The organism is Bifidobacterium sp., assembly GCF_051876855.1.
GTDB lineage: Bacteria > Actinomycetota > Actinomycetes > Actinomycetales > Bifidobacteriaceae > Bifidobacterium.
Genome location: NZ_JBJEIH010000032.1, coordinates 1 through 14,146, shown reverse-complemented (window position 1 = coordinate 14,146; position 14,146 = coordinate 1). Strand labels below are relative to the sequence as shown.

Genomic DNA, 14,146 nt, shown 5'->3' with positions numbered 1-14,146 from the left:
TTGCCGGCGTTCAAGTTGCTGCTCTTGATGGCAGAACGCACGGTCTTGCCGTAGTCGGAAGCCGTGGCACCGCCGCCATCGGACGAGTACTGGGTGAACATGTTGGTATAGCCCGTATAGCTCAGGCTGCTGTCACCCTGAAGCACCTCGCCGTACTGGTACTGAGCGCCATTGTTTAAAATCGTCTGCCAGTACACGGAATGCTGCGAGAACTCGTCAGGAAGCTCAACATGCTTGGCAGCATCGAAGCGGAAGCCATCCACGCCGTCATTGACCGCCTCGACGAGGAAGTCCTTCATCTTGTTGGCGGCCGTCTGGTTCTCGGTGTTGATATCCCACAGGCCAAGCAGATGGCAATGGGTCACCTGCCAACGGTTGCTGTAGTTGATCTGGTCGCCGGCGTTACCCGGGCAGTTGGTGCGCGAGTGGAACAGGCTGGTGTCCTTCCAGTCGCTGCCAATCGCGTTCCAGTCGGACGTGAAGTGGTTGGCGACCACGTCAACGATGATACGCACGCCATACTTGTGAGCTTCGGCGCACATATCCTTCAAATCCTGCTCGGTGCCAACCACGAAATTACCGATGGTCGTGTCCGTCGGCTGATACACGTAGTACCAGTTCTCAGTGAATTTCTTGCCGTTGGCGGGGTTCGTCTTGATGGCGCTCATCGGCTCGGTCTGGACCGACGTGTAGCCTGCCTCGGCGATGGCCTTCATATTGTTCTTGATGGTGTTGAACGACCACATCCACGCGTGGAGGATTGCACCATTTTTCATATCCTTGGTCAGGCCATACTTGGTGCGTGCGGCTTCGAAGTCCGCGTTGCCCAGCGTGTCTGTATAGCTGTCACGGCCGGTTCCGGCGGCGAGCGCCGTTTGCGTACCGACAATGGAGAAGCTGGCGAACAGCATGGCACATGCCGTGACACCGGCCAGAATGACGCGCATCACATCATGTGACGCGCTGTGGTGATGCCGTGTTTGTGCGGCATCGGTTGAGAGTGCAGTCGACCATCGACCAGTACTCATTGAGCCTCCTTGACTCGACGGAACCGGGCATTGCCTCGATGGAATGCCGTGGTTCTGATGATGTTATGGCGCCGGACACTGTTGTCTGACACCAGCCTCAGTTTATTCTGGGCGCAAGCCTGAAAACGATTGCAGAAACTATGTCTGCCGGCTTATTAAACAGTTGCATCATCGAGTCCGCAAACGATTCTCGCTGTTCGCAACACTGATGCCCAATGTGTTGTCAAAGCGATTTCGACACGCCGGGCGTGTTGAAGCACCGGGATGAAACATGACAATACGGCGGTGCAACATGCCATGTCTGTATTGCAATTTTCATCATCGCTACCGAATATTCAGCACCAGCGTTTCAGGCAAATATGCGCATACATTCGAAATACTGCAACGAAACGTTTGCATAAAGTGCGCATACATCTTGCCGACGTCTCGTCTTTCCCGTTCGTTCAATCCTCAACATCAAGCGTGCCAAGCAGGGCCTTATGGTCGGAGCCGGCAATCGTCACCGTCTCCAAATCCCCGACCACTACACTGCGGTCATGCACGATATGGTCGATCTCCACCAGCGACGGCACCTTGACCCGACCTCCGAACAAGGTGATATTCGACGGATACGTCATATGGAACCATGAGCCGTTCTGCTCGCCGGCATCCACGAAGCGGTCACCCAGCAGGAAGCGGAAGCTCGCGTGGTCCCACGTGGAGTTGAAATCGCCCATGAGCACGAACAGACGGGCATTCGACTGCAACTTTGCGATGCTGTCAAGACCGCTGTTCCACAGGCCCTGATTTCTGGGCCGAGGAGAGAAGGGGTGCACACTGCCGAAACACACCGTTCTCGATGCCATGCGCACGCATGCCGACGGCACACTGGACGCTTCAATGGCGATCAGATTACCGGTTGTGCTGACGGGCTTTGCGGCGGTGTACAGCACGTTCACCCCGCCGTTGTCATGGCTTGTAGACGTGGCCACTACCGAATACGGCAGCACGCTGCCCAGCCCGGCGGCCGCTAGACGCTGCAACAGGTCCGTATTCGCTTCCTGCAAGGTCAGCACCTCGACATGCTCCTCGCGTACCGTTCGTACGATTTGCTGGGCATCGGCCAAGCCGTTCTTGGTGTTCAGGGTCATGACGCGGGCATAGCGGTCCGCGGAACCGCCTGTCAGGCTCGATACCGACGGCAGTTCGTGGGTGCGCTCATCCGACGTCCAGATATACCCCCAATGCCAGCACAATTGGGTCAGCAAGCACAACGTGCACACCACAGCGAGCGCCCGACGACGCCCGATCAACGCACATACCAGAATGACCGCAGAAACGCACGCCATCCACGGCACGAACGCGACCACCACAGGGATGTATTTCTTGCCGTCAAGCCCGTTGGGAGTCATGCGCAGGACCATGATGCCGATCACCGCAAGCGTGATCAGCCACAAGACGGTGAACAACGGGCGTGCGCGCAGGGAATCCTCGCGCTGCCAATCGCTGTACAGATCCTGATCGGTGTCGACCTGGTCATACAGCTGCTGGACATCACCCATGCCATACCTCGTTCCATGATTCCTTGATTTCGGGACGCGAAATTCCCTGCGAAATCCGCGCGAAATCCCGCGTACTTGCCATGCGGCCCTGCCGCAAACTCCCCAGAAGCGGCATGCGACCACCTTAGTGCACCAGCGGCGAGCGCGACAGACGGTGTTACAGAAGTCTCACGAAACAAGGCATGCGGCGAGGTTTGTGTGGATGTGCAGCGGCACGGCTGCGCATGAAGCCGAACGTATGCGGTTCAGCGAGTGCCGGGGCACTTCAGACACGCTTCAGGCACGCCTCGAACGCTCCTCAGGCACACCGATCAGACGGTGGCCGTAAGCCCCTGCCACATGATCTGCGTGCGCTGCGGGGCCGCCATGACGCCATAATGCTTGCGCATGCTGGTGAGAATCGTGCGCAACGCGGCATTGGTCTGATTGGCGGCGATGCGGAACTTGTCAAATTCCTTGCCATGCGGGTCTTCGATGTCCGAGGACGGCGGGAGCATCGGGCGGACCATGGGCGCCAAATCAATGACAGAGTTGAGCCGTTCCTGGATGGTGCGCCCCTGTACCATGCCGTGCTCGGCGCAATATTGGCATAGCGCAGCGAATTCCGTGAGCACGAAGGTGTAGCGAACCGCCGTTGGCGCAAGGGTCACAATATCTTTACGCTGTGAAGCCTCGAAGCACAGAATCAAATCGGCCTCCTGCGCGATCTGCCTGGTCAGACGCCGCGAACGGAAACCGCTGGAATCAATGCCGATGCTGGACATGAGCCGGGCGCTTGACGGATCGATAGGATGCATGGGCAGGCCTTTGGTGCCAGCACTGCTCACCGTGATGGATGTGCCGGAAAGGTAGCGGGACAACAGCAACTCGCCCATGGGCGAGCGGCAAATATTACCGGTGCACACGAACACAATCTGCATATGACCTACCCTTTACACGGCTGGGGTCTTCTTGGGAGAAGACCTATAAATCACCATTCTACCGGGACGACACGTCTTTGTGGACGATCGCACGAAAGACCGTCTCGACCGGGGGTCTGGAAGGGGGATAATCTCAGACGAACTTGATGAATTTCCACAATCATCGAAAACACGCCACTGAAACACCTTGACGACGCAATGAAACAACATCGCAAGGCAATGTGTTGGATTGATATCGCAAACATGTTGAATCTACCAATTCATCGTTCAGGGTCAGGGTATACTCGACCGCAGAACATGCCATGAGCCCCACAAACCGGTTCGACTCATCGTCAATGAACCGGTTCACGCCATGTCAAACATGGATGGGGGGGGGGGAGGCATAACACCACACTTGAAGACAGGAGAGAACAGAAGATGCCAGCTCGGGAAAGCTCCACAACCGCAGTGCAATCCCATGGCCAGCGTACGCAGGATATTCCCGCCCCGCCGGTCGTGAAAAGCAAGCCACGTGTAGCCGCATCCGGCGCCGCCCGCCCAGGGCAGACCAGTCGGAACGAGTCATCCGAGCGAAGCCGCGAAACATCGTTCTTCGATGGATCCTATTTCACGCCTGACGACCAAGGCGTTCTGCATCGCACCGGCAACACCCATCCTCCGCTGGGGTACACCATTCCCCGCTGGCGGTATGTGTATAACACGACGCTTGTCGTACTTGATACCGTGATGGCTCTGCTCGCGTGCTGCTTGGTATTCCTGTTCAACCGCGACGCATATCATTCGTTGCTTGCCAGCCACGAGCCAATCGACGGGGTCGTCGGATTCCTTGCAATTGTGTGCGTCTCAAACCTGATCTGCCTGTACCTGTGCAAGAGCTATGAGCGGCACACCATGGGCGAAGGCTACGAACTGTACACGAAGCTCATCAACGCCCAGCTGCTGAATTTCGTGATGCTGTGCACCGCAACGTACATCTTCAAACTGGGCATCCCTCGTACTTTCACCTTCCTGGTGCCAATCGTCACGTTACTGCTGTTAATCATCGAACGCTGGCTGATGCGCCGGTCGCTTCACCGCAACCGCAGGAACGGCGAATACAACTATCCGACCGTCATCGTCGGTTCTCCGGACGGCATCCGTGAGACCATCGCCAACCTTGGAGAAAACAATTCCCTCGGTTATGATCCCATCGCGATTTGCCCCATCACGGCCATCTACAAATCCTCTGACGCGGATTCGCCGCAGCACCTCGTCTCCGTACCGTTCGAGGCACAAACCGACTTCGAGCGGAAGCTGAAGGTTCTGCCGCTGAACTCCCACCTGCCGCAAGCCGCAAAACGGCTCAACGCACAAACCGTACTCATCAGCGATGTGCTCACCCGCGACTCGGAAACCATGCGCACGCTTTCTCTGGCCGTGGAATCCATGGGCATCGAACTGGCTTTGACCACAAAGGTCGCGGATATCGGTGGGGCCACGCTCAACATGTGCAATGAGACGTCTCTGCCGGTGCTGACCGCATATCTGCCGCAGTACAGCCTCAAGACCAGGATTCTCAAGCGCATCTTCGACATCATCCTTTCGACGATCGCCATCATCATCAGCTCGCCAATCATGGCATATGTAGCGTTCCGCGTGCACCACGAGGACGGCGGCCCGGCGATTTACAAGCAGCAGCGCATCGGCCTGTATGGCAAGCCTTTCACGCTGTACAAATTCCGGTCCATGCGCGTCAACGCGGACAAAGAAGACAAGAAACTCGCCCAGGAGATGGGTGCGGAGCACGGCATCCTGTTCAAGCCGAAGGACGATCCGCGCATCACCAAGTTCGGCCATTTCATCCGCAAGACATCGCTGGACGAATTCCCCCAGTTCTTCAACGTCTTCAAAGGCGATATGAGCTTGGTCGGGCCGCGTCCGCAGCAGCAGTACGAGGTCGACGAATACAACGCGCTGTACTCCACCCGGCTGCTCGTCAAGCCTGGCATCACCGGGCCATGGCAGGTTTCGGGACGTAGCGACCTGAGCCAAGAAGAATCTGAGCGTCTTGACGTCTCCTACGTCGAGAACTGGTCGATTACCGGAGATATCGCGATTCTGTTCAAAACGGTTTCGGCGGTGCTGAAAGGCACTGGGTCTTACTGATTCAGGCGATTGGCCGGTCGGGCTGGTCAGGTCAGTCAGATCAATCAGGCCGATTAGTCCAATTAGGCCAATCGGAATCAATGCGCGGAACCGAACCTGTCAGGTGACCAATATCGGGATAACCGGTTCGATTTCATTCACTCTTGCGGGAAGTCTTGACGCGCCAGGAAGGGGACGTATCACGGCATTCCGCCATCGCTTCCAGTGGGCGGCTGCTCGGGCATGAGGTTCGGGCAGCCGCCCACTGTCGTTGTGCGCCGGCTTGACTATCATGGAAAGTTCCAAGGCAATCAAGAAACACAGGCATGCGACACCCAGGAGAGGTGCCACACGGCGCGACAGTGAACTGACGAAACAGGTGAGGTATTGAGCAGGAGAGATGACGGCAGACGGCAATCCGCGGCCGGCAGGAAAGCGACGGGCCGGCGAATCGGCAGCCAACGAATCGGCAGCCAACGAATCGGTGAAAAAATCAGCAACAATGTCGGCAAACCGCTCGATTCTGCGGACGCGTACGTGGATGGGCATCTGAGCCGAACCGCGTTCATTTCGCTAATCATTCTGACCTTCATCACCTTCGTCGGCAATTTCACCCAGCTGCAACTCAGTTCGGCACTGCCAACCATCGTCAAGGAATTCGGCATCAGCGTCACCACCGGGCAATGGCTCACCTCAGTGTTCCAGCTGGTCATGGGCGTCATGGTGCCGCTGACCGCATATCTCACCAGGCGGTTCACCACCCGGCAAATCGTCATCACCTCCATGCTCGTGTTCACCGCCGGCTCAGTACTCGCCTGGCTCGGCCCGACCTTCGTGATTGTGCTGCTCGGGCGAATCCTCGAAGCCATTGGCACGGGCGTCATGTGGCCGGTTCTGCAGATTACCGTCTTCTCCATCTACCCGCTGTCCCGCCGCGGATTCGCCATGGGGACAGTCGGCATGGCGATGAGCGTCGCGCCGGCCATCGGACCGGTGATCGGCGGGTGGCAGACCGACGCGAACGGATGGCGCTCGATCTTCATGACATTGACGGTCATCGGCGCGGCTTCGGTGCTGCTGGCCTTCTTCGGGTTGCACAATTTCGGGGTCACCGACCGCAGCGCGAAAGCGGACTTCTTCTCCGTAAGCCTCTCCATCTTCGGTTTCGGCGGGTTGATGTTCGGATTCACTAACATCGAGGCGCATGCCTTCACGCATCCGCTGGTCTGGGTGCCGATCCTCGTGGGCATCGCCGGCATTATCTGGTTCGTGATGCGGCAGATTCACATGGCAGCTGCGTACCGGGCGTGGGAGCGGGCGGAGAACGCCAGTGCCCAGAGCGGAACCGGGGCTGCCGTGGCGGGCGCTACTGCGGGTGCGAACGGACGTACAGACGGAGGTACGGACAAGCGGGCGGATGGACACGCAGACGGACGTATGAACGGACGTATGAACGAGCGTACGGCTTCCGCCTCGGTGTCAAGCCAATCGGCACGTGTTCCGTCCGGATCCCCGGCGCCGCGACCGGCGTTGCTCGACCTTGGCGTGCTGCGCAACAAAAGCTTCACCGTGGGCACCATCTGCGCTGCGCTGAGCTTCTTCGCATTCAGCTCGATTATGGTGATCATTCCGCTGTACATCCAAAACGACCGCGGATACAGCGCGACCATGAGCGGCCTGATCATGCTGCCGGGCGCCATCGGCCAGTGCATCGCGCAATTCTGCGGAGGGCGGCTGCTCGACCGTTTTGGGGCGCGACCCGTTGCGCTAGTCGGATCGGCCACGCTGCTGATCGGCACCATCATGATGAGCATGATCGGCACCGATACGTGGATTTGGTGGGTTTCCATCTCGCAATTCACACGCCAAATCGGTATGGGTCTGGTGCTCATGCCCGTTACCACATGGTCGCTCAACTGCCTCGCCCGGCAGGAGGTGTCCGCGGGATCGGCTGTCACCAACACCGTGCGGCAGATAGCCGGAGCCATCGGCGCGCCGGTCATGGTCATCACTATGGAAACCCTGACGCGGGTGTTCCACGAGGGTGGGCTGGGCACGACCCTCGCCAACATTGACGGCGTGAAATGGACGCTGCGCATCAGCGCCTGCTTCGTGCTCGCTCAGCTGCTGCTCGTCATGTTCGGCGTGCACGGGCGAGGCGCGGGCTCGGCCCGGGAGGCGGCGCAGTACGCAATCAAGCGGATGCGGTCGCATGGGGGTGCCAGCGACTGAACCGGCTGCTGAACCGGCTGCTGAACCGACGGCGGCGCAGCAGTCAAGCTGAAGCCATGCTCTCGACACCCATGTGGTACAACGGGATACCAGCGCGTTTCGCCTGCTATCTACGGTATCTGTAGTACTTCCCGGAGGGTATCTCGCTTATCTGTGTTCGTTGGTATCCGATACCGGCAATAGCACTGTTGATATTCCGCGGCTCGTACTCGCGGCACGAACGATTATGCACACAGATAGCGAAGATACGCTCCGCGAAGTACTACAGATATGCGAGATACGCATCCACTGAATCTTGAATACCGGAAATACCGGCTACCGGCAGGCATGGGCACAGGCCCAGGCATGGGCACGGAAGCACTCTGGCGCGCCCCAGCCTTTAAGCTCCCATACCGAGCCGTGCCAAGACTTACGAACCAGTTGATTCCCTCAGGACAGCCGATGTCGGGCGGGCACGCTTGTCTCAGTTCTGACCGGTCATCGTGAGATAAACCAGAACCACGTTCAACGCGATAATCAACACCGCAACAAGCAGGAACACCACATGCTTGAACAGGCCATCGCGGTACTCCCCCATCAGCCCGCGGTCACGGGTGTACCGCATCAGCGGGATAATCGCGAACGGAATACCGATCGACAACACCACCTGGCCGATTACCAGCGCATACGTCGGATTCGCGGAGAACCACAGCACAACAAGCGCCGGAACCAACGTCACAATGCGGCACGCCCACATGGGCGCGTGAATATGCAGCAGTCCACGCATGATTTCGGAACCGGCGTACGTGCCCACCGAAGTCGACGACAGCGACGAAGCAAGCAGGCCGATTGAGAAAATCGTTCCCACTGCCGGGCCGAGCGCCATCTCAATCGCATGCTGGGCGCCTTCGATGGTGTCCGTGCTCTTCATGCCGTACAGCGAATTGGCGGCAAGCACAAGCAGCGCAAGATTCACCGTGCCTGCCAACGCCAGTGCCCACACCACATCAATCTTGGAGCCGCGCAGCAACTGCCGGGTGTCCGGTTTTTCTTCTCCCGGAGCATAATGATCGTTCACCAGCGTCGAGTGGAGATAAATCGCGTGCGGCATGACCGTCGCACCAAGAATCGACGAAGCCATCAGCACTGAATCCGCGCCGCGGAACCGGGGGATCAAACCGGAGAGCACATCGCCGCCGTTCGGTGGGTCGACAAACAGGCCGGCGATGAAGCCGAAGGTGATCACCAGTAGCATCGCAATGACGATCTTCTCAAACACGCGATGCGTGCGGCCGCCTTGGAACCACAGCAGAACCGTTGATACCACGCCGATCACGCAACCGCCCCAGAACAGCGGCAGACCGAACAGCAGGCGCAGCGCAATCGCCCCGCCGATGACTTCCGCGAGATCCGTTGCAATCGCAATCACCTCGGCCTGCATGAAGAACATGTACCGGCCGGCGTCGCTCATCCGCTCACCGAGAATCTGCGGGAGCGATTTACCGGTCACGATGCCGAGTTTCGCGCTTTGATACTGGATCAGCACGCTCATGAGGTTCGCCAGCACCAACACCCACACCAGCAGATAGCCGTACCGGGCGCCGGAAGTGATGTTGGCAGCCACATTGCCCGGGTCCACGTAGGCGACCGCGGCGACGAAAGCTGGGCCGAGGATTGAGGCTAGCGCGTGGCCGTGGTGGTGGGGTTGGGGTTGGTTGTGGGACTGGTCGAGAGTTTGGCTGCTGGTTTGGTTGTGGGTGGGCTGAGGGCGTGCTGCGCGCCCGGTTCCCTGTGCTGCCGATGCCTCCGTGCGCAATCCACCTCCGTGCGCGTGGCCGCGTACCGACTGATGCGAACTCGGCACCGCCTTGTGGGCGGTTGCCCCGGCATTCGTCCCCTGATATTCCGACTCGCTCATGTCAAACCATCTCTCATGTCTCGTCGTCAATGTAAGTCGCGCCGACGGGGTGACCGCCGTACGACCCCGATAGTGTTATAGGTCCGGTTTGTAACACTGTGTAACATGGACCGGCATGCGGCCTCCAGCCCTTGCGCCGCAAGGCGACACGCCGTTGGCCGGTGGAGTAGAACGCCAGGATGAGCGCCGAAACGTGAACACCGGACAGAGGTATCGGGGCATAAATCTTGTGCCTTGCCCGGAATCGGACAGCTTGATATGCACGCGCCCGAAATCGGGAGCAAAGTGTCCGATTATCCCGTCATACACTTCGCCGACTCGACTCGCACACATACAGAATCTGGGGCCGCCGATGGATCCTTATGTTTGAAACCAACTCGATTCGCATCTGGTGACCGCAATATCCATTGGCCCGATCCATCACAATGTCGACCGCTTCGCATTGCGCCCGGGCAAACCATCCGTAGGGCCCAAATCAGAGATTGGATGTTGAAATCCGAATCAGGTCGCATGCATCGGCTATACAAGGCGACGCCGGGCTACCACTCCGTAGCGCACCCGACAGAAAATCGCAGAATCAAGCCAATCCCCCTACACCCCTCGACCGCGCGGACCCCCAAAACCAACCCGCAGCACGAACCAAACCGGAGATCGGACGCGAAACCCGGAACCAGTCCATGGAACACCACCGGACGAGGACCTCCGGTTCGTCAGACGCCATCGACCGAACGCACAAAACCGCGGAATCCCAATGATTCCCGCCGGACATCATCGCCTCGCACGACCCGGATGCGGCAAACGCCTGGCCTGAATCGGAAACCAGCCGGCGATATCCGATTCAGTCCAAGCGCTCCACCGAACACAGACCAGTCGCCAACACCACCATCAACCGAAACCCCGGAACCAAGCCAATCCCCCGCATTCCCGGCTCCCACGAATGGCCAAGACAAGCACACAGCACAAACCAAACCGGAGATCGGACGCGGAACCCGGAACCAGTCCACGAGACACCACCGGACGAGGACCTCCGGCTCGTCAGACGCCATCGACCGAACGCACAACACCGCGGAATCCCAATGATTCCCGCCGGACATCACCGCCTCACACGACCCGGATGCGGCAAACGCCTGGCCTGAATCGGAAACCAGCCGCCGAAACCCGATTCAGTCCAAGCGCTCCACCGAACACAGACCAACCACCAACACCACCATCAACCGAAACCCCGGAACCAAGCCAATCACCCTACACCCCTCGACCGCGCGAACCCAAACACCAACCCGCCGCACGGACCAAATCAGAGAACAAATGTCAATATCCGATACAGTCCATCAACAACACCGCACCCGCATGAACCCACCGCCTGCCATCACCGCATCCGCCAGCTTGTCCTAACGGCAATCAGTGCAAACCCAATGTTCACCGTGTCTGCCGGGTCGGAATCTGCTGGCCTGGGCATCCTCGCAGCACCGCGGCCATCGCCTCACGTTCCTGTGGCGTCACGCTCAGCCGATATTCGGCCTTCACCGCAACCTGCAAAGCCACATAGGTACAGCGGAACTCCGCGTTCGTAGGCAACCAATAGGCCGCGGACGCCGCCCCCTTCTCCTCGTTTGCGGGACCATCGACCGCCAGCAGATTCAGCGGATCATTGCCGAAACGATACCGCTGCGCACGATTCCACTGGGAAGCACCGGAACGCCAGGCATTCTCCAAGGCCACCACGTGGTCAATCTGGACGGCGGTGCTGGATTTGGCGCCGCGCACGAATGCAATCGTTCGGCCGGTATACGGGTCCTCGAGCGTGCCGGACCGCACAACGCAGCCACCCGCTACGGTGAAGCGCACATCATGCAAGTCCCGCGCGAGAATATCGTCGCGGATGTCACACCCGTTCCCATCATCGTCGGTCTGGCGATACCCGAATTCGTCGCGCTGATACCCTTTACCGGATTGCCGGGCATCCACCCCGAGCGTGCGCAACACATCGGCGACCGGGCCAGTCGCCACGTATTCGCCGGTGATTCGGGCAGCCGGCGGACTCACGTACGGCAGCGCCAAACCGACCACAAAACCGAAGCACGCGACCACTACGACGACAATCAGGCATCTCGCCCGCGGACTCGCGAAACGCGGGCGGCTGAAGCGCACCGATGAAAGATGTTGCCGCCGATGCCAATGAAATCGCCAAAACCGTTGCGATGCCCGAGAAAACTGACGCCGCGAAAACTCCCGAAACCGTTGATACTGTTTATATTGCTGATGCTGCCGATGCTGCTGAGACTGCCGATATTGCTTTCGCCCACGGTCCATGGCTCCCCCTGCCCGTTGCCGATATGTCCGATGTTCTTGACATCTCCGTAGCCGCTCCCCCAGCTTGCCCCGGATTCAATCTATCGGACGAGTGTGACAGCCTTGCCCGCCCCTCCAACTCCACTTCTACCGACGCTGACACGCGCCTAAGCGTCGACAGAAGCTTGTGACGACACTGATACACCGCTCAGCATCGGCAGACGGTAGGGTGATGAGCGCGCGCCAAGGGCACACCACCAATAGCACGGGCACTGGCACGACACCGCTGCATAACACCGGCACTATTTGACACCGCAATTTCCGCACGTGCTGTCTCCTGGCCAGTCAACAATCAGCAGTCAACAACCCAAATCACACCGTCAACAACCCAACAAACAAGCGGACGGCGGCAAGCTGCTTGTGCAACCTGCCGCCGTCACCGGAACGTATCGCCGAAATCACGCCACCTTGCCGGATTGCAAGTGGTCGAAGACCGGCTTGTTGTCGCCATCGAACTTGTAGACGCCGATGTTGGCGCTCGACGGATCATGATCCTTGTTGAACGGGCCGATGCCTGTCAGGCCTTGGTACTGAATGGATTTGCCGCCCTTGATCAGTGCCAGGCACTCCTTGTAGCTCTTGCACTTCGTGCCGCCATCCGCACCGGAGACCGCCGGCAGATTGTCCTTGATCGTCGCGCCGTCAACCGCGCCACCCTTCTGAGCGGCGAGCGCGGACAGCACTACGGCGTCATAGGTTTCAGCCGCATACGTGAAGTTCTTGACTGACGAATCAATGGACTTGATGCGCTTTTGGAACTCGTCACTCGCTTCGGCGCCTGGAATCGTCGCGGCATCGCCCTTCAACACACCGGGGTCGAAATCGCCCGAATAATCCTGGGTGTTGCCATCGGTCAGGTACAGCTTGTTGGTATCGATGCCCTGGCTGATCATCTCCTTGACCAACGCTTTGGTCTGATCGAAGGCGATCACCAGAATCGCGTCGGGGTGGGATGCTTTCAGCGTGGTCACCAGTGACGAGAAATTCGTCTCCGTCGGGTCGAAGGTCTCGGTCTTGCCGTAGACGATATTGACATTACTATCGGCGAGCGTGTTAACAATCACCTTGCGCAGCCCAGTGCCGTACTCGTCGTTGAACACCGCGATGGCGAGATTTTGCACGCCATCTTGTTCTATGACATTGCTCATTACCGCGCCTTGCACGCCGTCAGGGGCGATTGTGCGGAAGAAATACTCGTCGATGCCGGACAGGCTGGGCGATGTGGCGCCGACCGAAATAACCGGGACCTTGGAACCGGAAGCCTGCTTGTAAATGTTCTTGGTCACCGAACTGGACGGCGAGCCAATGATGACGCCAGGCTTCTTGGCGAGCAACGACTGCACGCCGGAGGTGTTCTGGTCGGCGTGGTCGGCGTCAGAGGAGTCGGCGATGGCAGTGTTCACGTCTTTGCCGAGCACGCCGCCGGCAGCATTGACGTCCTTAACGGCGAGTTTGAACGCTGCGACCGTATCGGGGCCGAGGTATGACAGGCTGCCGGTCTCAGGGAAGAAGCCGCCGAGCATCAACGCCCCGGAGTCCGCTGAGGAAGAGCCAGATGACGAGGATGCTCCCGAACCGCAGGCGGCGAGGCCGGACAGGCCGAACGCGGCGGCGGCGAACAGTGCGGTCGCGCGCATCGCCGCCGTGTGGGTGGATCGGCGGCGGCGCATGCGTGCGTGGTGGTGTTTGCGGTTGAACCGCTCGTTGTCTGGGCTTGCTGCGTGGCCTGTTGTGTGGTCTGGGCCTGCTGCGGTATTGTTCATCGCATGCCCGGCATCTGTGAATCCAGTCATGATAGCTTCCTTTCTTCTGCTTCCCAAACAATCCGCCTCCCCGGGAACCGGTATCGGAGTGATACTTGAGCTCGAGCTTGTGTTTGTGCTTGGGCTTGTGTTCGAGCCGATGCGGACATTGGCTCCAACGCGCGTCTCATCGATATCGGTTTGCGTCGGATGATGGTTTCCGGTGCAATACCGGGGTGTTGCGTTGCGCACTATTGTGCGGATTGAACATTTCCCGGCCGTTCCTCTTGGGCAACGTCGCTGTTGCCGGATG

The 14,146-nt window shown here is 59.0% G+C and carries 9 protein-coding genes; 3 read left to right on the top strand and 6 right to left on the bottom strand.

Annotated elements, in window-relative coordinates; all coding sequences use genetic code 11:
• The 3 genes from ACI38B_RS02500 to ACI38B_RS02490 all read right to left on the bottom strand — a co-directional run.
• The coding region (locus ACI38B_RS02500; RefSeq protein ID WP_439729388.1) for an alpha-amylase family glycosyl hydrolase at nucleotides 1-1,028 on the bottom strand (1,028 nt) is incomplete at its 3' end.
• Between the two features lie 443 nt (nucleotides 1,029-1,471).
• Nucleotides 1,472-2,569: an endonuclease/exonuclease/phosphatase family protein gene (locus ACI38B_RS02495; protein ID WP_439729387.1), complete on the bottom strand. Its 1,098-nt coding sequence runs from the start codon at nucleotides 2,567-2,569 to the stop codon at nucleotides 1,472-1,474.
• 311 nt (nucleotides 2,570-2,880) lie between these two features.
• Nucleotides 2,881-3,489 carry a low molecular weight phosphatase family protein gene (locus ACI38B_RS02490; RefSeq protein WP_439729386.1) on the bottom strand — a complete coding sequence of 203 codons (609 nt, stop codon included), beginning with the start codon at nucleotides 3,487-3,489 and terminating at the stop codon, nucleotides 2,881-2,883.
• A gap of 417 nt (nucleotides 3,490-3,906) precedes the next feature.
• Between ACI38B_RS02490 and ACI38B_RS02485 the strand changes: the two genes are divergently transcribed.
• Both ACI38B_RS02485 and ACI38B_RS02480 read left to right on the top strand, forming a co-directional pair.
• The gene (locus tag ACI38B_RS02485; RefSeq protein ID WP_439729385.1) at nucleotides 3,907-5,634 is read left to right on the top strand and encodes a sugar transferase; all 1,728 of its coding nucleotides are present in this window, start codon (nucleotides 3,907-3,909) and stop codon (nucleotides 5,632-5,634) included.
• Between the two features lie 471 nt (nucleotides 5,635-6,105).
• Nucleotides 6,106-7,845, top strand: coding sequence for an MDR family MFS transporter (locus ACI38B_RS02480; RefSeq protein WP_439729389.1), 1,740 nt, complete (start codon nucleotides 6,106-6,108; stop codon nucleotides 7,843-7,845).
• 463 nt (nucleotides 7,846-8,308) lie between these two features.
• On the opposite strand, the gene ACI38B_RS02475 is transcribed toward ACI38B_RS02480, so the two are convergent.
• Nucleotides 8,309-9,742 carry an Nramp family divalent metal transporter gene (locus ACI38B_RS02475; protein ID WP_439729384.1) on the bottom strand — a complete coding sequence of 478 codons (1,434 nt, stop codon included), beginning with the start codon at nucleotides 9,740-9,742 and terminating at the stop codon, nucleotides 8,309-8,311.
• 1,416 nt (nucleotides 9,743-11,158) lie between these two features.
• Nucleotides 11,159-11,890 (bottom strand): HNH endonuclease family protein, encoded by a 732-nt coding sequence (locus tag ACI38B_RS02470; protein WP_439729383.1) that lies wholly within the window; start codon nucleotides 11,888-11,890, stop codon nucleotides 11,159-11,161.
• Between the two features lie 2 nt (nucleotides 11,891-11,892).
• On the opposite strand from ACI38B_RS02470, the gene ACI38B_RS02465 reads away from it, so the two are divergent.
• Nucleotides 11,893-12,222, top strand: a complete 330-nt coding sequence (locus ACI38B_RS02465) for a hypothetical protein (protein ID WP_439729382.1) — start codon at nucleotides 11,893-11,895, stop codon at nucleotides 12,220-12,222.
• 267 nt (nucleotides 12,223-12,489) lie between these two features.
• On the opposite strand, the gene ACI38B_RS02460 is transcribed toward ACI38B_RS02465, so the two are convergent.
• Nucleotides 12,490-13,728: an ABC transporter substrate-binding protein gene (locus ACI38B_RS02460; protein ID WP_412174485.1), complete on the bottom strand. Its 1,239-nt coding sequence runs from the start codon at nucleotides 13,726-13,728 to the stop codon at nucleotides 12,490-12,492.
• Between the last annotated feature and the right edge of the window lie 418 nt (nucleotides 13,729-14,146).